The sequence below is a fragment of the Pseudomonas uvaldensis genome, assembly GCF_021271205.1.
Lineage (GTDB): Bacteria > Pseudomonadota > Gammaproteobacteria > Pseudomonadales > Pseudomonadaceae > Aquipseudomonas > Aquipseudomonas uvaldensis.
The window spans coordinates 318,699-340,709 of sequence record NZ_JAIWKS010000002.1 but is presented as its reverse complement, the minus strand read 5'-3'; the positions used below and the strand labels follow the sequence as shown (position 1 = coordinate 340,709).

Genomic DNA, 22,011 nt, shown 5'->3' with positions numbered 1-22,011 from the left:
CCTGTCAGAAAAGATGGCCCAGCCTGAACTGCAATCCTCCCCCGGCCTATTCCTCCATGGAGGTACCTCCCCTGGCGCTCAGGGCGCCAGACGACTGCGCTGCCAGATACCCGCCCGCAAGCGGTAGTCGAGGCGATCATGCAGACGGTCGGCGCGGCCCTGCCAGAACTCCAGCCGCTCGGGGCACAGGCAGTAGCCACCCCAATGCTCGGGACGCGGCACCGGTTGGTCCGGGAAACGCTGTTGGACTTGCGCCAGCGACACCTCCAGCGCAGCCCGTCCTTCTACCGGAGAACTTTGCGGCGACGCCCAGGCACCGAGGCGACTGGCCACGGGACGGGAGTTGAAATAGGCGTCCGACAGCGCTGGGTCGAGTCGGTGGACCTGCCCTTCGATGCGCACCTGCCGCTCCAGTCCCGGCCAGAAAAACGTCATGGCCGCCCAGGAATTGACTGCCAGATCCCGCCCCTTGGCGCTGTCATAGTTGCCGAAAAATACAAAGCCGTCCTTGCCGAAGCCTTTGAGCAATAGCACCCGGGCATGGGGCCGGCCCTGTGGATCGACCGTCGCCAGAACCATGCTGTTGGCTTCCACCGGCGGGCTCTCGGTGTCGCGGGCCTGTTGCATCCAGCGTTCGAACAAGGCCAATGGCTCGTCCGGCGCCTGGGCTTCATCGAGGCCATCGCGGGTGTATTGGCGGCGCATATCGGCCAGGGATAGGGGCATGGCAATGAGCTCCACGTTGGATTTGGCCCAGTGTGGATTTTGTGGCGTGGAGAGGCCTTGATCGCTGTCAATGCCGGCTTATTTGATGAATGTGCCGGCCTCTTCGCGAGCAAGCCCGCTCCCACAGTAGTCGCTACCGATCCTGTGTGGGAGCGAGCTTGCTCGCGAAGGCCGCACCGCGGTTGCACAGGATTACTTGAGCCCCAACCGCCGCGCCAGTTTGTGCAGGTTGCTCGGATCGACCTCCAGCAACCGCGCCGCGCCGGCCCAGTTCTGCCCGCAACGCTCCAGGGCCTTGAGAATCGCCTGGCGCTGGCAGGCGTCGACGGTTTCATTCAGAGACAGCAACGGTGCATCTCCTGGCGCCACAGGCGTGTCCTGCAGCGCTTGCACCGCGTTGGCATTGACGTCCAGGTCAAGCACCTGGGGTTCAAGGGTCATGATCAGGCTGCGGCTGGCGCCCCGGCTCAATTGCTTCAACGCGGCGCGGCTGATGACATGCTCCAGCTCCCGCACATTCCCCGGCCAACGGTAGGCCAACAGGGCCTGCTCGGCCGCCGGCGACAGGCGCAGCCCGCGCAAGCCCAACCGGGTGCGGTTCAATTCGAGGAAATGCCCCGCCAGCATCAGCACATCATGGCCTCGCTCGCGCAGCGGTGGAATCGGCACCGGATAGACCGAGAGCCGGTGATACAGGTCGGCGCGAAACAACCCGTCGCGAATGCTGTCAGGCAGGTGCCGATTGGTCGCGGCAATGATGCGCACGTCCACGTGCAGCGGCTTGTCCGCCCCCAGGCGCTGGATTTCGCCATTTTGCAGGGTGCGCAGCAGTTTGGCCTGTACGCTCAACGGCAGCTCCCCCACTTCATCGAGGAACAGCGTGCCGCCATTGGCCGCGTCGAAGCGTCCGGCGCGATCCGTCGTCGCCCCGGAGAACGCCCCCTTGACGTGACCGAACAGCTCGCTTTCGGCCAGGGACTCCGGCAATGCAGCGCAGTTGACCTGGATCAGCGGCTTGTGGCCCCGCCGGGACAAGCGATGCAGACGCCGGGCGAACAGTTCCTTGCCCACGCCGGTTTCACCCAGCAACAACACCGGCAGTTCGGAGTCGGCCAGCACGTCCAGTTCGTTGAGCAGTTGTTGCAGGCCCTCGCTGCGTCCGAGGATCTCCCCCTCTTCGACCGGCACGCGCAAGTCCGACGGGTCGCTGCGCGACGCCCGCAGGCTGCGGTTCTCCTGTTCGAGCCGGGTCACCCGCACCGCGGCCTCGATCTGCAGCGTGCAGCGCTTGAGTTCCTCGCGGGCCCGACTGTCAAAGGTCCCTGCGTGCAACGCGTCCAAGGTAATCGCGCCCCAGAGGCGACCCTCCACGTACAGGCTCACGCCCATGCAGTCGTGCACCGGCAGCGGTTCACCGACATGGTGATCGAGCAGGCCGTCGTAGGGGTCCGGCAGGCGGCTGTCGGGCTCGAACCAGGTGGGTTCACGCGAGGCCATGATCGCCGCCAGACGAGGGTGTTGGGCGATCACGAAGCGCCTGCCCAACGCCTCATGGACCAACCCCACGGTCGCCACGGGCCTCAGGCTGTCGTCGTCCAGGCGCAGCAGGCCCACGGCGCCACTGTTGAAGTATTCGCGCAGGGTCTGCACCAGACGCTGCAACCGTACGGCATTGGGCAGCTCGACGATCAGGTCGGCGGCCAGGCTTTCACGCAGCATGGTAATGAGTACCCTCCAGGGTTCGTTTGACCCCTTCCGGCCGGGGTAGGAATCACCCCGACATAAAAATATTCGTTGTTTTTCAATCGGTTGACTTTGGCATGCCGGCTGCAGAGCCCGCTTATCCGTCCCACCCGGGATTCAACCCAAGGAACCACGATGAGCCTCGATCTGCTGGAACAAAGCCTCGGCCAGTTGGCCTGCGACATTCCCGGTGCCACCCGTACCTTCCATCATTACAACCTCGACTTCTGTTGCGGCGGGCAAAAGACCCTGCGCGAAGCGGCGCTGAACAAAGGGCTTAACCCACTGCTGATCGCCGAAGCCCTCGGTACGCTGCAAGCCACCGGGGAACCGGGCCATGACTGGCGCAACGAACCCCAGGGACGGTTGATCGCCCACATCCTGGAACGCTACCACGCACGCCACCGCGAACAACTGCCGGAACTGATCCGCCTGGCCCGTCGCGTCGAGTATGTACATGGCGCGCGAGCCAGTTGCCCCAACGGCCTGGCCAACCATCTGGAGGACATGTACCAGGAGCTCGAGGGCCACATGCTCAAGGAAGAACAAGTCCTGTTCCCGATGCTGCAACACGGCCTGGGTGAACGCGCCTCGGCGCCGATCCAGGTGCTGCGCTACGAACACGACCAGCACGGCGAAGCCCTGGAAATCATGCTCACCCTGACTAACCAGATCACCCCGCCGGCCGATGCCTGCAATACCTGGCGCGCCCTGTACCGCGGTCTTGCGGAGCTGCGTGACGACCTGATGGAGCATATTCACCTGGAAAACAATGTGCTGTTCGTCAATGCGATGAAGGCGGCTCACTGACCGACATCCCCACACAACACTTGTGGGAGCAAAGCTTGCTCGCGATGGCTGATCCACCGCTATCGCGAGCAAGCTATGCTCCCACAGTGTTTCATCCCCACAGTGCTATACCCCCACAGCGTTTTGCTCCCACAGGATCAGCGGTTAAAACTGCCAATAGAACATCCCCTTCGCCAACACCACGATCAGCACCATGTGCCCAAGAATGCTGCGCCGCAGCCAGCAGGCCCGCCCCGGACTCAACCGACCTTGGGTCAGCCAGTAAGCCAGCAACAGATAGTGCCCGATGATGCTCAACGCCAGCAGTATCTTCAGGCTCAGCAGCAGGCCGAAGCTGTTGCTCAACGGCTGGCTCAACGCACCGCGATGCTGCCAGGCCAGACCGATCCCGGCGCTGTACAGCACCAGCACCACGCCATGCAGCACATGCCGCGACCGCTTGGCGATGGCCTGGTCGGCAGCCTCCCGGGCGTCCTGAGCCAACGACCTGCGGGCGGCATGCCAGATAAACACTTCGAAAAACAGCGTACCGATGAAGGCAATCGCCGCCAACAGATGCGTGACCAGCACAATCCCGTACATCATCGATCACCTGCGCGCAGTCGGTTCATCCCGGATGTCCATCCACCCGTGACCTCACCAGCATCGGACCGTATCGCCAGGCATAGAGCCCGAACGCCAGCGTCCAGCACAACCCTGCCAGCCACAACGCGGCCAGCGGGAAGAACGTCACCAGCAATACGCGACTCAGGCAGGCCAGGTTGAGCAGGATGAACGCCAGGGTCATGCCCGCCGGCGGTTCCAGCGGTCGCCCGGTGTGGCCCAGGCTGACGCGGGCGATCATCGCCAGGATCAGGCCGGCCATGGCGCCGATGGTCAAGCTGTGCACGGCCAGGCTCGGGTTCAACGGCGCGCCGAAATGCCAGAGCGCCATGCCCAGACAAGCCAGCACCAACCATGCATAGGCCAGGTGCAGCGACCACAGCAAAGGCACCCGCCACAAGTCCCGGTCATGCCAACGCACCAGCCGGATCCCATGCCCAAGCGCCAGTGCAGCGAACAGCAGGCCGCATCCAAGGTTGGCGGTCAACGCCGGCCCGAACGCATACAGCAGCGCTACCGCCGCCGAACCCGCCAGCAACAGCCGGTCGAGCCATGGCCAAGGGGCAACGCCCTCTACCCGACCGAGTCCACGTTGGGTGAAGAACGGGATCACCCGGCCGCCGATCAGTCCCATCATCGCCGCCACCAGCCACAGGCCCGTCAACACGCTCTGGCGCTGCAAGCCTTCGTCGTGCTGCACCAGCCCGTAGACGGACAATCCATCCGCCGCGGCCAACAACAGCAAAACCAGCACAATCGGATAATTGCGCTTCTGCCGCACACGCCACAACGTGACACCCATCGCCACCGCGACCGCCACGGCGAAACCCAACTCCAACACCATCAGCAACGCCCACGGCGCATTGACCAACCAGGCCAGCCGCGCCCCCAGCCACAACAGCGCCAACGCCGCCAGGCGCCTGCCACTGAGCCCCGGCGTGCCGGTCCAGGTCTGCACGGCCGTCAACAGGAACCCGGCGATGATCGCCAGACCGAAGCCGAACAACAATTCATGACGGTGCCAGGCCAGCCAGCCTCCCGCCGGTTGCCAGGCAGACAGTTGACCACCGAACACCGCCAGCCACAGCGGTATGACCGACACGGCAAGCACACAGCCAGCCAGGAAAAACGGCCGGAACGCCAGGCGCCACAGCGGCGGAATGGCCATGGCCTTGCGACGATCGAGCACTTGCATACCTCACTCCTTTACCGCTTCGCGGTGCCGTCCTGTTGATGAAGATCAACAGGGTCCGAATGATCGGCTATCGACACGAACAGACCTTGTCTCAGATCAAACAAGCCCATCGGCGAATCGCCTTGCATCGGGCCTTGCAAGGGGCTTGCCGAAATGCGTCGCGGAACATCCGGCCCTTACCCCTGTAGGAGCAAAGCTTGCTCGCGATAGCGCCGGCACGCTCAGCATCGATGGAAATGTCCCACCGCCATCGCGAGCAAGCTTTGCTCCCACAGGCCCTACACACAGAGGCATTGGGGTATTTATCACCCTTTCAGGGTGATTATGACCCTGTCTTGCCAGGGTCATAATCACCCTGATCGGCCGCAGGCGCCCAAACATAAGGGCCACAGCCATGGCCCATCTCTTGCTCTGGCAGGAGAACACGATTCTTTCCCACGGGGTTGCCATGAAAGTTGCCATGAAACACGTCGTCTTGCCGCTTACCTGGTTCGTCCTGCTGTCCTGCGTTGTGGCGCTCGCCAGCGGCTTGTCCCTGAGCCTCGTCTGAACCCTTTTCCCTTTGCCCAAACAAGGATCCACGCCATGGTGCTCCACCGCGTCCATCACCAGATTCTGCGCAGCCATCACTTGTTCGAACCGCTCAACGAAGAACAGCTCGACGAACTGATGGGTACCAGCCAACTGCTGAACATCGACAAGGGCGACCCGCTGTTCCGCCAGGGCGAACCGGCCCAGGCGTTTTACTTCGTGATCGCCGGGGCGGTGAAGATCTACCGGCTGACGCCGGACGGCCAGGAGAAAGTGTTCGAAGTGATCGGCGAGCGCCAGACCTTCGCCGAAGCCATGATGCTGATGGACACGCCCAACTACGTGGCGTCGGCTGAAGCCGTCGGCCCGACCCAGTTATATCGCTTGTCCAATGCCACTTACCTGCGCCTCTTGCAGAGCAACAGCCGGCTGACCTTCGCCCTGCTCGGCAAGCTGTGCGTGCGCCTGCACCAGCGGGTCAACGAGATCGAAACCCTGTCGCTGAAGAACGCCACCCACCGCGTGGTACGCTACCTGCTGACGCAATTGGTGCGCCTGCACCCCGTGGAAAGCCAATTCGAACTGCCGATGGCCAAACAGTTGATCGCCGGGCACCTGTCCATCCAGCCGGAAACCTTTTCGCGGATCATCCGGCGCCTGATCGACGAGAAAATCATCACCCAGGACGGTCGCCACATCGCCATTCTCGATCGCCCGCGCCTGGAGCAGTTCGAATGAGTCCGCAGCCCACCTGCCTGTACTGCCAGCAGGCCAATCCCGTGAATGAAACCGAATGCCGCCAGTGCGGCATGCCCCTGCCGACCGAAGCGGCACTGGCGCAAGAACGCCGGTTGCGACGCTTCACCTGGTTCTGTGTGGGGCTGACGGTCTTTTGCGTTGCGATGTTTTTCTGGTTGCCGCGCAACATGGTCTGAACACCTCAGTCCTGGGTCAGTTGCCGGTACAACTGCGGCAACCGCAGCGGTAATTGCTCGGGCTGACGGATCAAGGTGTAACCGTTGGCCCCGAACATGTAAGGCAGATAATCCCCCGCTTCGCGGTCGATGGTGATGCAGAACGGCGTCAGCCCCTGGCGTCGGGCTTCCAACACCGCCTGGCGGGTGTCCTCCACGCCGTAGCGCCCTTCATAGCGATCCAGGTCGTTGGGCTTGCCGTCACTGAGCAGCAGCAACAACTTGCGCCGTCGCTTGCAGCTCGCCAACTGCTGCGTGGCCTGGCGGATTGCCGCGCCCATGCGCGTGTAGTAACCGGGCTTGAGCCCCTGGATGCGGCCGCGGGTGTGGTCGTCATAACGCTGCTTGAACGCCTTGAGTTCATGCAGGCGCACCTGCTGGCGCCGCAAGGACGAAAACCCGTACAAGGCGAAATCGTCCCCAAGTACCGACAGTGTTTCGGCGAACAGCAACAGGCTGTCGCGGATCACGTCGATCACTCGGTGTTCGTCGTTGAGGTGGGCGTCGGTGGACATCGACAGGTCCGCCAACAGCAGGCAGGCCAGGTCGCGACGGGTCTGGCGCTGCTCCATGAACAGGCCCCGCTCGCTGCAGGGGCCTTGCTGGCGTTCGACATGAAAGTCCAGCCAGGCTTGCAGATCCAGTTCCGAACCCTGGGTTTGCTGACGCAGCCACTGGCGATCGTTGCGCAGGTGCTCGAACTGGCGACGCAACCGCTGGGCTGGAGCACGCAGGCGTGGCGGCAGGGGCTGAGGTTCGCAGTCCCGGGGAATGAAGGCCTGCAAACTGACGAAATCCGCCTGGAGGCGTTGCTTTCGGTAGTCCCATTCCGGCAACAAGATGCCCTCGCCCAATGGGATGTCATCCACGTCGGCGGGCGGCAGGTCCAGGTGCAGTTTCAACCCGCCGCCCTTGCGCAACCGGGTGCGCGACAGGGTCAATTGGTCCAGGTCTTCAGCCACCCGGGCGGCGTCCGGATCTTCGCTATCGTCCGACCAGCGATCCAGATCCACGTGTTCGGTCCAACTGAACAGGTTCTCCAGGCGAACGATGAGCAACCCACCGTCACGGGTGGTTTCGTCGATACGCTCGGCGCGCTTGCGACCACCCTGCTGCTCGCCCGGTGGCGTCGCGAGGTATTGCTCGGAATCCTCCAGGCTGGCGGCCTGGGGGTTGCTCAAGTGACGAGGCGGATACAGCCATAGCGGCAACGGCCAGGCGGCTCGCTCGCTACGGGGAAAATGCTCGACACTGCCCGGCTCGCGCAGGGCCTGGCACAGCGCTCGCTCCAACGCGGCTTCGGCCGAACTCAATGAATCCGAGTCGGGACGAAGGGACAAATGCGCCTCCACCAGGCGCCGATAACGCGGGCGCAGCGCCGGGTAGCGCCGCAACAGCGCCAGGGTCCAACGCTGGTTATCACGGCCCCAGTGCTTCATGGGCCCCGATTGCGCCGCCAGCAAGGCGAGCCAGCGATAAAGCTCCTCGTTCAGCCCGACGTCGGGAAACGCCGCCAGGCTCGCCGGCAATCGCAGATTGTCGCCATCGCACCAGGCCAGCGGCATCTGCTTGCAGGTACCGGCGATCTGCTGCAACAGGTTACGGCGCAGCAAAAGCTCACGATCACTGACCGCTTCCACACCCAGGTGCCGGGCACCGCCGGTGGCGCGAAACAGCACTTGCAAGGCGCGTTGCCGGGGGATCAGCTCCACCCGCGCCTCAGGAAAATCCGCGCTGGCGCGCCGGGTGATGAAACGGTGCCAGACACTGCCGACCCATTCTTCCAGCTCCAGGGTGAATGCCATGCTTGTCCTCCTGTTCGAACGAAACCTGTGTGGCGAAGGGATTGCGCCCCTCGCCACTGTTCATTCAACGGCCAGTGCTCACGACGACACCACTGCCACCGGAACACGTTGTGTTGCGCGACCACGCTGCCTGAAGCTCAGGAGGTAGCAGAGCAACCCCAGCAGGAACCCGACACCGCTGAGCAAACGTGCCCAGAACAACGGTTTCAAGTGATCCATGGTCGCCATGAAGGGCATGGCACTGCCATCCGCCATCCAACGCTGCAGCCATACCTGGACCACACCGGCCGCGGTGAGGAACAACGTGATCATCACCATCGACAGGGTCATCAGCCAGAAGCCCCAGATCTCCAACCGCTGGGAACGCTCGTCCGCCGCCTCGCCCAGACCGCGCAAACGCGGCATGGCGTAGCTGATGAGCGTCATCACGATCATCGCGTAGGCGCCATAGAACGCCAGGTGGCCGTGGGCCGCCGTCAGTTGCGAGCCGTGGGTGTAGTAGTTGACCGGTGCCAGGGTATGCAGGAAACCCCAGACGCCCGCGCCGAAGAACGCAGTGACCGTGGTGCCCTTGGCCCACAGCGTGGCGGCACGGTTGGGGTGTTGCCGACGACGGTTCTTCACCATGCTGAAGGCGAATACCACCATCGCCAGGAACGGCAGCGGTTCCATCGCCGAGAAGATCGAGCCAACCCACAACCAGATCTCGGGCGCGCCGATCCAGAAGAAGTGGTGACCGGTACCGACGATCCCGGTAATCAGCGCCATGGCGATGATGACGTACAACCATTTCTCCACCACTTCACGGTCCACGCCGGTGACCTTGATCAGCACGAAGGCCAGCATCGCGCCCATGATCAACTCCCAGACGCCTTCGACCCAAAGATGCACCACCCACCACCAGTAGTACTTGTCGCGAGCGAGGTTTTCCGGGTTGTAGAAAGAGAACAGGAAGAACACCGCCAGGCCGATCAAGCCGGTCATCATGACCATGCTGACGGTGGTCTTGCGGCCCTTGAGCAGGGTCATGCCGATGTTGTAGAGAAAGCCCAGGCACACCACCACGATGCCCATTTTGGTAATCGTCGGCTGCTCCAGGAACTCGCGCCCCATGGTCGGCAGCAAATCGTTGCCGGTGACTTTCGCCAGCGTGGCATAGGGCACCGAGAGGTAGCCCAGGATGGTCATCACCCCGGCCGCCGCGAATACCCAGAACAACAGCAGCGCCAGTTTCGGGCTGTGCAGTTCGCGGTCCGCCTCCTCCGGCACCAAGTAGTACGCCGCGCCCATGAAGCCGAACAGCAGCCAGACGATCAACAGGTTGGTGTGGACCATGCGGGCCACGTTGAAGGGAATCAGCGGGAAGAGGAAATCGCCCACCACGTATTGCAGCCCCATGATCAAGCCGAACAACACCTGCCCCAGGAACAGCATCAGGGCGAATACGAAGTACGGTTTGGCGACGGCTTGCGAGGCGAATTTCAGATGCGGGTTAGCCATGCTCATCTCTCAGCCCTCCTTGTTTGGCGGCCAGCCATTGGTGTTGATTTTCGAGCTCCACTTGAGGAACTCGGCAATGTCGTCGACCTCTTGCTCGCTCAGGTTGAATTGCGGCATGGCCCGCCGTCCCGGAACGCCCAGGGGCTGCATTTTCATCCAGGCCTGGAGGAAAGGCTTGAAGGCTTCCTCGCCGCCGCGACGGTTGACCACGTTGCCCAGCTCCGGCGCAAAGTAAGCGCCCTCGCCCAGCAGCGTATGGCAGCCGATGCAGTTGTTGCGCTCCCAGACGCCCTTGCCGCGAATCACCGATTCGGTCAATTGCGCCTGGTTGCTACGGTCTGGAAAGGTCTGTTCCGTGTGGTAGGTCAGGGCCAGGAATATCAGGAAAAAGAACACGCTTCCCCCGAAATAAATATTCCTGGCCATGCCTTTGGTGAAGGTATCTGACATGGTCACTTCCTCATTGCTTGGCGTGTTCATTCTAGGAAGCGAGGGGTCTGGAACCGCTTGATGGCGATCAAGAATTTCCGATGGTTTTGGTGGGGTATCAGGGTGAATTTGCCTTATGGCAATGTTGCGCCGATCACGACTGCCAGCATCACTGCCCAACTCAGCACCAGCCACCGCCACAAGCGTGGCGCACGGCGAAGTTCCATGAAGCCGTCGGCGATCAGCCAGGCCTTGGCCACGGCGACCGTCAACAAGGCGAAGGTGGCCCATCCGGTGGCGTTGGCTTGCCCCAACGCCACGGTGCCGGCGCTGAGCATTGCCAGGGCCATCCAGCAAGCGATCAGGAGACGGGAAGTCGACATGTTGAACTCACTCAATCGAGGATATAGACCAGCGGAAACAGCACCACCCACACCAGGTCCACCATGTGCCAGTACAACACGCCGGACTCCAATCCACTGCAGCGCTGGGGCCTGTAGCGATGTCGACGGCAGCCTTCGGCCAGCCAGCCGAGGATCACCATGCCCAGCAGCACGTGCAAGAAATGGAACGCCGTGAGAATCCAGTACAAGGTGAAGAAGGTGCTGTGTTCCAGGCCCAGGCCGCTGGCCGAGAGGTGGGCATATTCCGTGAGTTTGATGGCGACATAGCCGCTGGCCGACAGCAGCGCCAGGCACAAGTACAACGCGCCCCGGCGGGGTCGGTCGAGACGGACCTGTTCCTGGGCCAGCGCCGCGAACAACCCGGCGGTCAGCAGGCTGAGGGTCATCGCCAGGCCAGTGGAGCGGTCCAGCCACTGCCGGCCTTCGCTGAAGGTCTGCGGATACAATGCCTGGGCAACCGTGAATGCCAGCATCAGCAAGGCGAACACCGACAGCTCGGCGAGGATGAAAAACCACATCGCCAGGTCACCCGGCAGATGTCGCCGGGTGTCGATCGTGGTGTCAGCCGAAGTGGACATCGACCACATCCATCAGCGCTGCAACCGTCTGCGGATCGTCGCTCAAGGGCTCGGCCAGGCATGCCAGGCAGGCCTGACGCGGATCCATGCCGGCACCGATCATGCGCGCCGCGAAGATCAGCAAGCGAGTGGAAGCGACTTCCTCCAGGTCATGCTGATCGAGCCGACGCAGCGCCTGTCCGAGCCGTACCACCTGGGCCGCCAGGACCATGTCCACGTTGGCTTCGCGAGCCACGATACGCTCTTCATCGGCCTGCGCCGGATAGTCGAAGCGCATCGCCACGAAACGTTGGCGGGTGCTGGGTTTCATGCCCTTGAGCAGGTTCTGATAACCGGGGTTATAGGACACCACCAACATGAAGGACGGCGGCGCCTGGAGCACTTCGCCGGTGCGCTCCAGATACAGCTGACGACGGTCGTCCGCCAGCGGGTGCAATACCACCGCTGTGTCCTGACGCGCTTCGACCACCTCATCCAGATAACAGATACCGCCCTCGCGCACCGCACGGGTCAGTGGCCCGTCCTGCCACCAGGTGCCCTGGGCACCGATCAGGTGCCGACCGACCAGATCGGCGGCGCTCAGGTCATCGTGGCACGCCACCGTGTACAGCGGCAGCTTCAGGCGGTGAGCCATGTGTTGGACGAAACGGGTTTTCCCACAGCCTGTCGGGCCTTTGATCAGCACCGGCATGCCGTGGCGCCAGGCCTGTTCGAACAACGCCGGCTCGTTGTCCCGGGACTGGTAGAAGGGTTCGTCCGGCTGCTGGAGAGAGAGACTTGGGTTCATTGAATGACCTTCGCGAGCAATACGATTGCCGCTCACGCTACGGTGCCCTGCGACAACCTGGCAAGGCGCTCGGCGGGCAAACTTGATCGACGTCAAGCGGGTTACCAGCGGCCAGGGAATAGCCTTGCATCGCACCCGGAACCTGCGCGCCGAACCTCCATTACAGCGCAGCGCGGGTCATGCCTGAGGAGAAATGGAATGCTGATCAGCCACAAAAAATCGTGGATCTTGAGTGTCACGGCGCTGTGTACCGCGCTGGCTGCACCCCACGCCTTCGCCGACCAACCCGCCGCCCCGGAACAGCCCCGCATGGTCAAGACCGAAGGCGCGCCGGACCTGAGCCAGGCCGATTTCGACGCGGCCAAGGAAATCTACTTCCAGCGCTGCGCCGGTTGCCACGGCGTGCTGCGCAAGGGCGCAACCGGCAAGCCATTGACGCCGGACATCACTCAGGCGCGCGGCCAGGCCTATCTGGAAGCGCTGATCACCTACGGCTCGGCCGCCGGCATGCCGAACTGGGGCACCTCCAATGCCCTGACCAAGGACCAGATCACGGTCATGGCCAAGTTCATCCAGCACACCCCGCCGACGCCGCCGGAATGGGGCATGGCCGAAACCCTCAAGACCTGGAAAGTGCTGGTCAAGCCGCAGGACCGGCCGAGCAAGCAACTCAACTCCCTGAACCTGCAAAACCTGTTCTCGGTGACGCTGCGCGACGACGGCAAGATTGCCCTGATCGACGGCGACAGCAAGAAGATCGTCAAGCTGATCGACACCGGTTATGCGGTGCACATTTCCCGTATTTCCGCCTCGGGACGCTACCTGCTGGTCATCGGTCGCGACGCCAAGATCGACATGATCGACCTGTGGCCGAAAGAACCGACCAAGGTCGCGGAGATCAAGGTGGGCATCGAAGCCCGCTCGGTGGAGACCTCCAAGTTCAAGGGCTATGAAGACAAGTACGCCATTGCCGGCTCCTACTGGCCGCCGCAGTTCACCATCATGGATGGCGAGACCCTGGAGCCCAAGCAGATCGTGTCCACCCGCGGCATGACCGTCGACACCCAGCAGTACCACCCCGAACCGCGGGTCGCCGCCATCATCGCGTCCCACGAATGGCCGGAGTTCATCGTCAACGTCAAGGAAACCGGCAAGGTAATGCTGGTCAATTACCAGGACATCAAGAACCTCACCATCACCAGTATCGACGCGGCGCCGTTCCTCCATGACGGCGGTTGGGACAGCAGCCACCGCTACTTCATGACGGCGGCCAACAACTCCAACAAGGTCGCGGTGATCGACTCCAAGGAGCGCAAGCTCACCGCCCTGGTGGATGTCGGCAAGACCCCGCATCCGGGACGCGGCGCCAACTTCAATCACCCACTCTACGGACCGGTCTGGGCCACCAGCCACTTGGGTGACGCCGGGGTTTCGCTGATTGGCACCGACCCGGTCAAGCACCCGCAATACGCCTGGAAACAGGTGGGTTCGCTCCAGGGCCAGGGCGGCGGTTCGCTGTTCATCAAGACCCATCCGCAGTCACGCCACCTGTACGTCGACACCACCCTCAGCCCCGATGCCAAGCTCAGCCAATCGGTGGCGGTGTTCAACATCGACAAGCTCGACGCCGGCTACACCGTGCTGCCGATTGCCGAGTATGCGGGCATCAAGAAAGGCGCGCTGCGCGTGGTGCAGCCGGAGTACAACAAGGCCGGCGATGAGGTCTGGTTCTCGGTCTGGAGCGGTCAGGAAGACGAGTCGGCGCTGGTGGTGATCGACGACAAGACCCTCAAGGTCAAGGACGTGATCAAGGACAAGCGCCTGATCACCCCGACCGGCAAATTCAACGTCTACAACACCCAACATGACATCTATTGAGCTCCATCAATAAGAGGAAAAACCATGAAGCCTATTCTGATCGCACTGGCCTTGAGCGCTGTCTCCAGCCTGCAACCGGCCCTGGCCGAAGACGGCCCGACGCTGTTCAAGAGCAAGCCCTGCGCGGCCTGCCACTCCATTGACACCAAGGTGGTGGGTCCGGCGCTCAAGGATGTCGCGGCAAAAAACGCCAACGTCCCCGGGGCACAGGACGTGCTTGCCAAGCACATCAAGGAGGGCACCCAAGGTAACTGGGGCCCGATGCCGATGCCGGCCAACCCGGTGACGGAAGAGGAAGCCAAGGTACTGGCGGCGTGGGTGTTGAGTCTCAAATAGCCCAGGCACGGAACCCGGTGGCGCGGGGATAAATTCCCTCGCCACTGATAACTCCATTTCACTGATAAAGCTTCTTTCTGGAGAGGCGCGAAAATTTCGATCAGGAGGCGTCATGGAACGACACAGCTCTGCACACCGGATGGGCGCCTTCCTCCTGCTCTTCTGCACCTCGGTACTGGCCGCGCCCGACAGCCAGCGCCAGGCTCAACTCCAGCATTTGCTGGACCAGGACTGCGGCGCCTGCCACGGTCTGTACCTGACCGGCGGCCTCGGCCCGTCGCTGACACCGCAGGCACTGGCCGGCAAATCCCGCGACAGTCTCATCGCCACCGTCACCCAGGGACGCCCCGGCAGCGCCATGCCCGGCTGGGCAGCCCTGTTGGGACCCGACGATATCCGCTGGCTGGTGGACCGGCTTCTGCAAGGAAAACCTGCCTCATGATCCGCATCCGCGCCTTACTGACCTCGACCGCCATCGCCCTGTTGCTCTACGGCTGCACCCAGACCCCGCTGCGCGGCACCGGCGACCTGGGCGTGGTGGTGGAGCGCGCCACCGGCAGCGTGCAAATCATCGAGAGCGACACCCGCACCGCCCTTGCCCGCGTCGACGGACTGGGGGATCTGTCCCACGCTTCGGTGGTGTTCTCCCGCGACCAACGCTACGCCTATGTGTTCGGCCGCGATGGCGGGTTGAGCAAGGTCGACCTGCTGACTGCGCGGATCGAGCGCCGGATCATCCAGGGTGGCAACAGCATCGGCGGCGCGATCAGCCAGGATGGCAAGCTGATCGCCGTTTCCAACTACGAACCCGGCGGCGTCAAGGTGTTCGATGCCCGGACCCTGGAGCCAATCGCCGATATTCCCGCCACCCCCTTGCCTGACGGTCACAAGCGTTCTCGGGTGGTGGGTCTGGTGGACGCGCCGGGACAACGCTTCGTGTTCAGCCTGTTCGACACCGGCGAAATCTGGATCGCCGATTTCAGCCAGGGCCCAGCACCGCGCATCGAGCGTTTCACCGCCATCGGCCAACAACCCTATGACGCACTGATCACCCCGGACGGCCGCTATTACATGGCCGGGCTGTTCGGTGAGGACGGCATGGCGCAACTCGATCTCTGGCATCCTGAACGGGGCGTGAAACGCGTGCTCGGGCATTACGGACGTGGCGAGGCCCGGCTGCCGGTGTACAAGATGCCTCACCTGGAAGGTTGGGCCCTGGCCGACCAGCAAGCATTCGTCCCCGCCGTCGGTCATCACCAGGTGTTGGTGATGAATGCCCGCAACTGGCAGCCGGTCGACGCCATTGCCGTCGCCGGCCAACCGGTGTTTGTCACGGCCAGGCCGGATGGCCGTCAGGTGTGGGTCAACTTCGCCTACCCGGACAATGACCGCGTCCAGGTTATCGACACCCAGACCCACGCCATCGTCGCCGACCTGAAACCAGGGCCCGCGGTGCTGCACATGGAGTTCACCGCACGGGGCGACCAGGTGTGGCTGTCGGTCCGGGATGGTGGCGAGGTACAGGTATGGGATCCGTACCGGGTCGAGCGCCTGGGCGCCCTGCCCGCCCTCAGCCCCAGCGGCATTTTCTTCAGCAGCCGTGCGCATAAACCGGGGTATTGATATGTCCAGTACCTCGCTCGCCCGCCGCCTGATCGATCGCTTCCAGCATGGCCTGTCATTGTGCGCCGAACCTTACCGGGCCATGGCCGACGCCCTGGGTTGCACCGAGGCTCAAGTGCTCGAATGCCTGCAACACCTGCAACTGGCCGGCAGCCTGTCGAGGGTGGGCCCGGTGTTCGAACACACCCGGGCCGGGGCCAGCACCCTGGCGGCCCTGGCGGTGCCCGTCGATCGTTTGCATCACGTGGCACACCGTGTCAGCCAGTACCCCGAGGTCAATCACAACTATGCACGGGAACATCGCTACAACCTGTGGTTCGTGCTGACCGGTCCCAACCGCGCGCACCTGGACAACATCCTACAAGAGCTGGAAAAAGACACCGGCCTCACGCCCCTGGACCTGCCCATGCTGAGCGCCTACCGCATTGATCTGGGTTTCCCACTGGAGGCTCCCCATGAATAACGCCTTGAATGAGCAACAAGCCCTGGCCCTGCGCCGCCTGCTGGAGACGGGCCTACCCCTGACGCCGCGCCCGTTCCACGACCTGGCCGGGCAAATCGATGCGAGCGAACAGCAGGTGCTCGACCAGGTGCAGCAATGGCATGAACAAGGTCTGTTCCGTCGCGTCGGCCTGGTGGTCAACCACCGGGCCCTGGGTTTCGCTGCCAACGCCATGCTGGTACTGGACGTGCCGGACGCCTTGGTCGATGAAGTGGGACGACGTCTGGGGCAAGCGCCGGGGATCAGCCTTTGCTACCAGCGACCACGACGCCTGCCCCAATGGCAGTACAACCTGTTCTGCATGATTCATGGCCGTCAGCGCGATCGCGTGGAAGCCCAGGTGCAGGCCCTGCTCGAACACCATCTACTGGACGACCTGCCCCACGAGCTGCTGTTCAGCTCCCATCTGTTCAAGCAATGCGGCGGACGCTTCGCCCCACCGGCTGGAGCCGTTCTCCATGGATGAGCTGGACCGCCAACTGATCAACCGCCTGCAACTGGGCCTGCCGCTGGTGCGTCATCCCTGGCGGGCATTGGCCCATGAGCTGGGTAGCAGCAGTACCGAGTTGCTCGACCGCCTGCACGAGCTGCTCAACGACGGCGTGCTCACCCGTTTCGGCCCGATGTTTGATATCGATCGCCTGGGCGGCGCGTTCACCCTGGCGGCGCTGGCAGTGCCCGAACCGCGCTTCGACACCATCGCCGAGCTGCTCGCGGGCATGCCCGAAGTGGCCCACAACTACCGTCGCGAACACACCTGGAACATGTGGTTCGTGCTCGCCTGCACCAGCGAACAGGCGATCACCGACACCCTGCTGCGCATCGAACGCCTCACCGGCCTGGTGCCGCTGAACCTGCCCAAGGAGGAGACCTACCATGTCGGCCTGTATTTTCCGGTCTGATGCTTCGCTGCAAACGTCCACACGGCTGGACGAAACACCCGCGGCGCGGCGACTGGTAGCGCTGACCCAGGCCGGCCTGCCCCTGGTGGAAGACCCCTGGGCCTGGCTCGCGGAGCAATTGGGGATGGACGTGGACGCGACCCTCGAGCTGCTCAAGCAGTTGCAGGCCGAAGGCGCCATTCGCCGCATCGCCGCCGTCCCCAACCATTACCGCCTGGGCTTTCGCCACAACGGCATGACGGTCTGGGATGTATCCGACGCTGACATGCCGCGCCTCGGCGCACTGCTGGGGGCGCAACCCTTTGTCAGCCACTGCTATCGCCGCCCGCGTCGGCCCGGCTGGCGCTACAACCTGTTCGCCATGGTGCACGGCCGCAGCCGCGAAGAAATCGACCGCTACCGCGACCATTTGCGTTACCTGCTGGGCGGCGCTTGCGAAGCCGACGACATGCTGGTGAGCAGTCGCATCCTGAAAAAGACCGGCCTGCGCCTGCCACCCGGCGTGCGCTAATCCCATGAGGACAAGGAGTGTTTATGTTGAGGATCAGCCACTACCTGCGTGCCCTGGCAGGTCATTGCCCCGCCCCGCGTGTCGCGTCCCCGGGCAGCCTGCGGGCACCGGTGGTGATCTGGAACCTGCTGCGACGTTGCAACCTCACCTGCAAACATTGCTACGCCACTTCGGCTGACAGCGTTTTCCGCGACGAGCTGGACACAGAAGCGGCGCTCAAGGTGATCGATGAATTGCATGACGCCGGCGTGCGGGTGCTGATCCTGTCCGGCGGCGAGCCCCTGCTGCGCGAGGACCTGTTCCAGCTCAGCGCCTATGCCCGCGACAAGGGGTTCTTCCTTGCCCTGTCCACCAACGGTACGCTGATCACCCCGGACAACATCGGGCAGATCCACGCCGCGCAGTTCGACTACGTCGGCATCAGCATCGATGGCCTTGAGGCGACCCATGATGCGTTCCGCCAGCTCAAGGGCAGTTTTGCCCGCTCCATGGCCGCCATCAAGCTGTGCCGCGAGCACGGGATCCGGGTCGGCCTGCGCACTACCCTCACCCAACAAAACCATGCCCAGCTGCCCCAGTTGCTGGCCTTGATGCGCGAGAACGACGTGCAGAAGTTCTACCTGTCGCACCTCAACTACAGCGGTCGGGGCAAACGCAGTCGCAAGCTCGATGCCCATCAGCAGATGAGCCGCGAGGCCATGACGCTGATTTTCCAGCGAGCCTGGGACGACATCGAGCAAGGGCGCGACAGCGACTTCGTCAGCGGCAACAACGACGCCGATGCGATCCTGCTGCTGCACTGGGTCGCCCGCCACCTGCCCCAACACGCCGGCACCCTGGAGCAGTTGCTGCGGGCCTGGGGCGGCAACGCCTCGGGGTGCGGCATCGCCAATATCGACAATACCGGCGAGGTCCATCCCGACACGTATTGGTGGCAGCACTCGGTGGGCAACGTACGGCGCACGCCGTTTCGCACCCTCTGGTTCGAACGCCCCGATGCCCTGCTGATGAAACTGCGCGAACACCCTCGAACCGTGGGGGGGCGCTGCGGACAGTGCCGTTGGCTGGCGATCTGCAACGGCAACACCCGCACCCGCGCCTGGGCCGAGGGAGACCTGTGGGGCCAGGACCCCGGCTGCCACCTGCTCGATGAAGAAATCGGCCTGCACGCGATCCCCAGCGTTGCGATGCCCTGTGCCCGATAACCGACGGCGAACCCGTTACCGAACCAAGGAAGTCCCAATGCCTGCCCCCATCGTTCTGCCCGCGGCCCTGCAATCACCCTTCAGACCCGGGGAAGTGGCCCTGGTCGGCGCCGGCCCCGGTGATCCCGGTCTGTTGACCCTGCGCGCCTGGAGCCTGTTGATGCAGGCCGACGCGGTGGTCTACGACCGCTTGATCAGCCCGCAACTGCTCGGCCTGGTTCCGCTGACCTGCGCCCGGCACTACGTGGGCAAGGCCGCCGGTTGCCACAGTCTCCCCCAGCCGCAGATCAACGAGCTGCTGGCCGACCTCGCCGACCAGGGGCAACGGGTCGTGCGGCTCAAGGGCGGCGACCCGTTCATCTTCGGACGCGGCGCCGAAGAGCTGGAATACCTGCTGGCCCGTGGCATCGATTGCCAGGTGGTGCCCGGCATCACCGCCGCGGCCGGGTGCAGTGCCTATGCCGGTATTCCGCTAACGCACCGCGACCTGGTCAACTCTTGCCGCTTCATCACCGGACACCTGCAACACGACGGCGAATTGGACCTGCCCTGGCAAAGCCTCGCGGACGACAGCCAGACGTTGGTGTTCTACATGGGGCTGTCGAACCTGGGCACTATTGCCACGCGGCTGATGGCCGCCGGGCTGGCGGCGGACACCCCCGCGGCACTGATCTGCAACGGCACCCGCCCCGACCAGCAGGTGCTGCGCGGGACCCTGGCGCGGTTACCGGATATGGCGCTGGAGGGCTGCGACGGCCTGCCCACGCTGACCGTGATCGGTCAGGTGGTCGGGTTGTTCGCTCACCAGCCGCTGCATCATCCGGCGTGCCTGCACCCGGTGCGAGCTCAATTGCTACTCTCGAAGGTGGCGCCATGATCCGCTGGTGGCTGGCCCCCTTGGTGTGGATTGGCACAGCCCATGGCAACGAAGCGAGCGTCCCGGACATGGCCTTGGCCGAACGCACTTATCAGCAACATTGCCAACAATGCCACGGGGTGAATCGCATCGGCGGCGCCGGACCGGCGCTATTGCCCCAGAGCCTGAGCCGGATCAAACCCGACGAGATCCGCCAGGTGATCGAAAAAGGCCGTCCGGCGAGCCAGATGGCGGCATTCGGCACCGTGCTGGACGCGGCGCAGATGGACAGCCTGACCCATTACCTCCAACGCCCGCCAGCCGTCGAGCCCACCTGGAACGAAGACGACATCCGCCACAGCCACCGCCTGCTGGCGGATTCAGCCAGCTTGCCGAACACGCCCCAGCACAAGGCCGACCCACTGAACCTGTTCGTCGTAGTGGAAGCCGGCGACCATCATGTCGATGTCGTCGATGGGGACCGTTTCGAAGTGCTGGCCCGCTTCGCCTCGCACTTCGCGGTGCATGGCGGGCCGAAGTTTTCTCCCGACGGGCGCTTCGTCTACCTGGCGTCCCGGGACGGCTGGGTCAGCCTGTATGACCTGCACAACCTCAAGCTGATCGCCGAGGTACGCACCGGACTCAACACCCGCAACCTGGCCGTCAGCAAGGACGGGCGCTGGGTGCTGGTGGGCAATTACCTGCCCGGCAACCTCGCCGTGTTGGACGCCCGCGACCTTTCGCTGGTCAAGACCATCGAGACCCTCGGCGACGATGGCCAAGCCTCCCGCGTCAGCGCGGTGTACACCGCCCCACCGCGCGACAGCTTCATCGTAGCCCTCAAGGACGTGAAGGAGGTCTGGGAGTTGTCCACCGGGCCGAACCCGGATTTCGTACCGAGGCGTATAAAAGTCCAGGACTACCTGGATGACTTCTCCTTCTCGCCCGATTATCGCCAGCTGCTCGCCACGTCACGCAAGGCCCTGGGTGGCCAGGTCATCGACCTCGATAGCGGCCACGTCGTCACCGACATCGCCCTGCCAGGCATGCCGCACCTGGGTTCGGGGACCTATTGGCGGCGCAACGGGCATTGGCTGTTCGCCACGCCCAACATCAGCAAGGGACTGGTGTCGGTGATCGATTTCGATACCTGGAAAGTCATCAAGCAGATCCCTACTCTCGGGCCGGGCTTTTTTCTGCGCAGCCACGCCAATTCCCGCTACGCCTGGACCGACGTGTTCTTCGCCCCTGGCAACGACGCCATTCACCTGATCGACAAACAGACCCTGGAAATCGCCCACACCCTGCGCCCCATGCCTGGCAAAACCGCCGCCCATGTCGAGTTCACCCGTGACGGCCGCTACCTGCTGCTGAGCATCTGGGACACCGACGGGGCGCTGATCGTCTACGACAGCCAGACACTGGAGGAAATCAAACGCCTGCCCATGAACAAACCATCGGGCAAGTACAACGTCGGCAACAAGATCGAATTCGCCGAAGGCACGTCCCACTGACACACACCGCAAGGAAAGGCTTGCCCACAATAGCGGTGGGCAAGCTTGCATTGATGCAGGGAGGGTCCGGTCAGTGGTTCATCGATGACATGGCCGAAGCCTGTCCAAGTACCTTCTGGTCAATCTCTTCCAGACGCAGCACGCGCCCGCCGGTATCGCCGGCAAGTTTCCGGGCTGCCTGAGCATCGGAGAACGAGGCCAGCACCACGCCCATGGCGCCCTTGAGGCCGGTGCCAACGACGAACCAGGCGGTTCGCGCATCGATCAAGTGGGCGTCATCCGGTGCGTTCCAGTGGCTTTGCCCCATGTCGTGGACATACAGCTTGACGTCGGCCCGATGGTTCTCCGGCTGCAGCCACCAGCCAAGCATTTCCGCTGGCGAGCAAAACTTCTTCACACCGCCCGCCCCCACCGCAGCCCCCTTGGGCCCGGGAAAATCAGTGATCACCATGCCGCACACGTGGCACTCATCATTGGGGTGAAACGCCAGGGCCGCTTCGGTCCCCTTGGATGAGGACACTTTTTCACATCCCACCATCGCCAGGCACACCCACATTGCGGCCAGGAACCGACTCGCCTTAAAGGACACCTTGTTCATT

At 63.5% G+C, this 22,011-nt stretch carries 26 protein-coding genes; 15 read left to right on the top strand and 11 right to left on the bottom strand.

The genetic code is table 11. From position 1 onward, the window contains the following. Positions 1-78 precede the first annotated feature (78 nt). Together pdxH and norR are read right to left on the bottom strand one after the other, a co-directional pair. Complete coding sequence (pdxH, locus tag LCU97_RS04915) at positions 79-726, bottom strand: pyridoxamine 5'-phosphate oxidase (RefSeq protein ID WP_053150876.1); 648 nt, start codon at positions 724-726, stop codon at positions 79-81. A 192-nt stretch (positions 727-918) separates the two neighbouring features. Next, the gene (norR, locus tag LCU97_RS04910; protein ID WP_053150874.1) at positions 919-2,445 is read right to left on the bottom strand and encodes a nitric oxide reductase transcriptional regulator NorR; all 1,527 of its coding nucleotides are present in this window, start codon (positions 2,443-2,445) and stop codon (positions 919-921) included. Positions 2,446-2,604: 159 nt separating this feature from the next. On the opposite strand from norR, the gene ytfE reads away from it, so the two are divergent. Continuing rightward, entirely contained in the window at positions 2,605-3,279 is a 675-nt protein-coding gene (ytfE, locus tag LCU97_RS04905; protein WP_232775722.1) for an iron-sulfur cluster repair protein YtfE, read from the top strand. A 144-nt stretch (positions 3,280-3,423) separates the two neighbouring features. Here ytfE and LCU97_RS04900 read toward each other — a convergent pair whose 3' ends face one another. Together LCU97_RS04900 and LCU97_RS04895 are read right to left on the bottom strand one after the other, a co-directional pair. Then, positions 3,424-3,861: a hypothetical protein gene (locus tag LCU97_RS04900; RefSeq protein ID WP_371259576.1), complete on the bottom strand. Its 438-nt coding sequence runs from the start codon at positions 3,859-3,861 to the stop codon at positions 3,424-3,426. Positions 3,862-3,886: 25 nt separating this feature from the next. Beyond that, a complete protein-coding gene (locus LCU97_RS04895; RefSeq protein WP_232775721.1) occupies positions 3,887-5,077 on the bottom strand; it encodes an NnrS family protein in 1,191 nt (396 codons plus the stop codon). Between the two features lie 394 nt (positions 5,078-5,471). On the opposite strand from LCU97_RS04895, the gene LCU97_RS04890 reads away from it, so the two are divergent. Genes LCU97_RS04890 through LCU97_RS04880 form a run of 3 tightly spaced genes read left to right on the top strand, consistent with a single transcriptional unit; the run spans position 5,472 to position 6,543 of the window. Then, on the top strand, positions 5,472-5,627 hold the full coding sequence (locus tag LCU97_RS04890) for a hypothetical protein (protein WP_156315928.1): 156 nt from the start codon (positions 5,472-5,474) through the stop codon (positions 5,625-5,627). A 35-nt stretch (positions 5,628-5,662) separates the two neighbouring features. Then, positions 5,663-6,346, top strand: a complete 684-nt coding sequence (locus tag LCU97_RS04885; RefSeq protein ID WP_232775720.1) for a Crp/Fnr family transcriptional regulator — start codon at positions 5,663-5,665, stop codon at positions 6,344-6,346. Continuing rightward, entirely contained in the window at positions 6,343-6,543 is a 201-nt protein-coding gene (locus LCU97_RS04880) for a hypothetical protein (protein WP_053150858.1), read from the top strand. Before LCU97_RS04885 ends, LCU97_RS04880 begins: the two co-directional genes overlap by 4 nt. Before the next feature lie 5 nt (positions 6,544-6,548). On the opposite strand, the gene LCU97_RS04875 is transcribed toward LCU97_RS04880, so the two are convergent. The 6 genes from LCU97_RS04875 to LCU97_RS04850 all read right to left on the bottom strand — a co-directional run bounded on the left by LCU97_RS04875 (position 6,549) and on the right by LCU97_RS04850 (position 12,085). Next, positions 6,549-8,387: a nitric oxide reductase activation protein NorD gene (locus tag LCU97_RS04875; protein ID WP_232775719.1), complete on the bottom strand. Its 1,839-nt coding sequence runs from the start codon at positions 8,385-8,387 to the stop codon at positions 6,549-6,551. A 78-nt stretch (positions 8,388-8,465) separates the two neighbouring features. Further along, positions 8,466-9,893, bottom strand: coding sequence for a cbb3-type cytochrome c oxidase subunit I (locus LCU97_RS04870; protein WP_232775718.1), 1,428 nt, complete (start codon positions 9,891-9,893; stop codon positions 8,466-8,468). Positions 9,894-9,896: 3 nt separating this feature from the next. Continuing rightward, the gene (locus LCU97_RS04865; RefSeq protein WP_053150849.1) at positions 9,897-10,337 is read right to left on the bottom strand and encodes a c-type cytochrome; all 441 of its coding nucleotides are present in this window, start codon (positions 10,335-10,337) and stop codon (positions 9,897-9,899) included. Between the two features lie 113 nt (positions 10,338-10,450). Further along, positions 10,451-10,699, bottom strand: coding sequence for a cytochrome C oxidase subunit IV family protein (locus LCU97_RS04860; RefSeq protein ID WP_232775717.1), 249 nt, complete (start codon positions 10,697-10,699; stop codon positions 10,451-10,453). Between the two features lie 11 nt (positions 10,700-10,710). After that, a complete protein-coding gene (locus tag LCU97_RS04855; protein ID WP_232775716.1) occupies positions 10,711-11,298 on the bottom strand; it encodes a cytochrome c oxidase subunit 3 family protein in 588 nt (195 codons plus the stop codon). Beyond that, on the bottom strand, positions 11,282-12,085 hold the full coding sequence (locus tag LCU97_RS04850; protein WP_232775715.1) for a CbbQ/NirQ/NorQ/GpvN family protein: 804 nt from the start codon (positions 12,083-12,085) through the stop codon (positions 11,282-11,284). Before LCU97_RS04850 ends, LCU97_RS04855 begins: the two co-directional genes overlap by 17 nt. Before the next feature lie 198 nt (positions 12,086-12,283). Here LCU97_RS04850 and LCU97_RS04845 point away from each other — a divergent pair, with 198 nt between their 5' ends. The 11 genes from LCU97_RS04845 to LCU97_RS04795 all read left to right on the top strand — a co-directional run bounded on the left by LCU97_RS04845 (position 12,284) and on the right by LCU97_RS04795 (position 21,412). Further along, a complete protein-coding gene (locus LCU97_RS04845; protein ID WP_456300294.1) occupies positions 12,284-13,963 on the top strand; it encodes a cytochrome D1 domain-containing protein in 1,680 nt (559 codons plus the stop codon). Between the two features lie 24 nt (positions 13,964-13,987). Continuing rightward, complete coding sequence (locus LCU97_RS04840) at positions 13,988-14,299, top strand: c-type cytochrome (protein WP_232775714.1); 312 nt, start codon at positions 13,988-13,990, stop codon at positions 14,297-14,299. 112 nt (positions 14,300-14,411) lie between these two features. Then, on the top strand, positions 14,412-14,741 hold the full coding sequence (locus LCU97_RS04835) for a c-type cytochrome (protein WP_053150831.1): 330 nt from the start codon (positions 14,412-14,414) through the stop codon (positions 14,739-14,741). Next, positions 14,738-15,922 carry a cytochrome D1 domain-containing protein gene (locus tag LCU97_RS04830; protein ID WP_053150830.1) on the top strand — a complete coding sequence of 395 codons (1,185 nt, stop codon included), beginning with the start codon at positions 14,738-14,740 and terminating at the stop codon, positions 15,920-15,922. Before LCU97_RS04835 ends, LCU97_RS04830 begins: the two co-directional genes overlap by 4 nt. Position 15,923: 1 nt before the next feature. Continuing rightward, positions 15,924-16,385, top strand: a complete 462-nt coding sequence (locus tag LCU97_RS04825) for an Lrp/AsnC family transcriptional regulator (RefSeq protein ID WP_232775713.1) — start codon at positions 15,924-15,926, stop codon at positions 16,383-16,385. Then, positions 16,378-16,890, top strand: coding sequence for a siroheme decarboxylase subunit beta (gene ahbB / locus LCU97_RS04820; protein WP_232775712.1), 513 nt, complete (start codon positions 16,378-16,380; stop codon positions 16,888-16,890). The genes LCU97_RS04825 and ahbB (LCU97_RS04820) overlap by 8 nt, the downstream gene beginning before the upstream one ends. Then, entirely contained in the window at positions 16,883-17,326 is a 444-nt protein-coding gene (locus tag LCU97_RS04815) for an Lrp/AsnC family transcriptional regulator (RefSeq protein ID WP_053150827.1), read from the top strand. The genes ahbB (LCU97_RS04820) and LCU97_RS04815 overlap by 8 nt, the downstream gene beginning before the upstream one ends. Further along, on the top strand, positions 17,301-17,837 hold the full coding sequence (ahbB, locus tag LCU97_RS04810) for a siroheme decarboxylase subunit beta (RefSeq protein WP_232775711.1): 537 nt from the start codon (positions 17,301-17,303) through the stop codon (positions 17,835-17,837). The genes LCU97_RS04815 and ahbB (LCU97_RS04810) overlap by 26 nt, the downstream gene beginning before the upstream one ends. 23 nt (positions 17,838-17,860) lie before the next feature. After that, positions 17,861-19,042, top strand: a complete 1,182-nt coding sequence (gene nirJ / locus LCU97_RS04805) for a heme d1 biosynthesis radical SAM protein NirJ (protein WP_232775710.1) — start codon at positions 17,861-17,863, stop codon at positions 19,040-19,042. A gap of 37 nt (positions 19,043-19,079) precedes the next feature. Next, positions 19,080-19,919 carry a uroporphyrinogen-III C-methyltransferase gene (gene cobA / locus LCU97_RS04800; protein ID WP_053150820.1) on the top strand — a complete coding sequence of 280 codons (840 nt, stop codon included), beginning with the start codon at positions 19,080-19,082 and terminating at the stop codon, positions 19,917-19,919. Continuing rightward, entirely contained in the window at positions 19,916-21,412 is a 1,497-nt protein-coding gene (locus LCU97_RS04795) for a nitrite reductase (RefSeq protein WP_232775709.1), read from the top strand. Before cobA ends, LCU97_RS04795 begins: the two co-directional genes overlap by 4 nt. 70 nt (positions 21,413-21,482) lie before the next feature. On the opposite strand, the gene LCU97_RS04790 is transcribed toward LCU97_RS04795, so the two are convergent. After that, positions 21,483-22,010 (bottom strand): nitrous oxide reductase accessory protein NosL, encoded by a 528-nt coding sequence (locus tag LCU97_RS04790; protein WP_053150813.1) that lies wholly within the window; start codon positions 22,008-22,010, stop codon positions 21,483-21,485. Position 22,011: the final 1 nt, after the last annotated feature.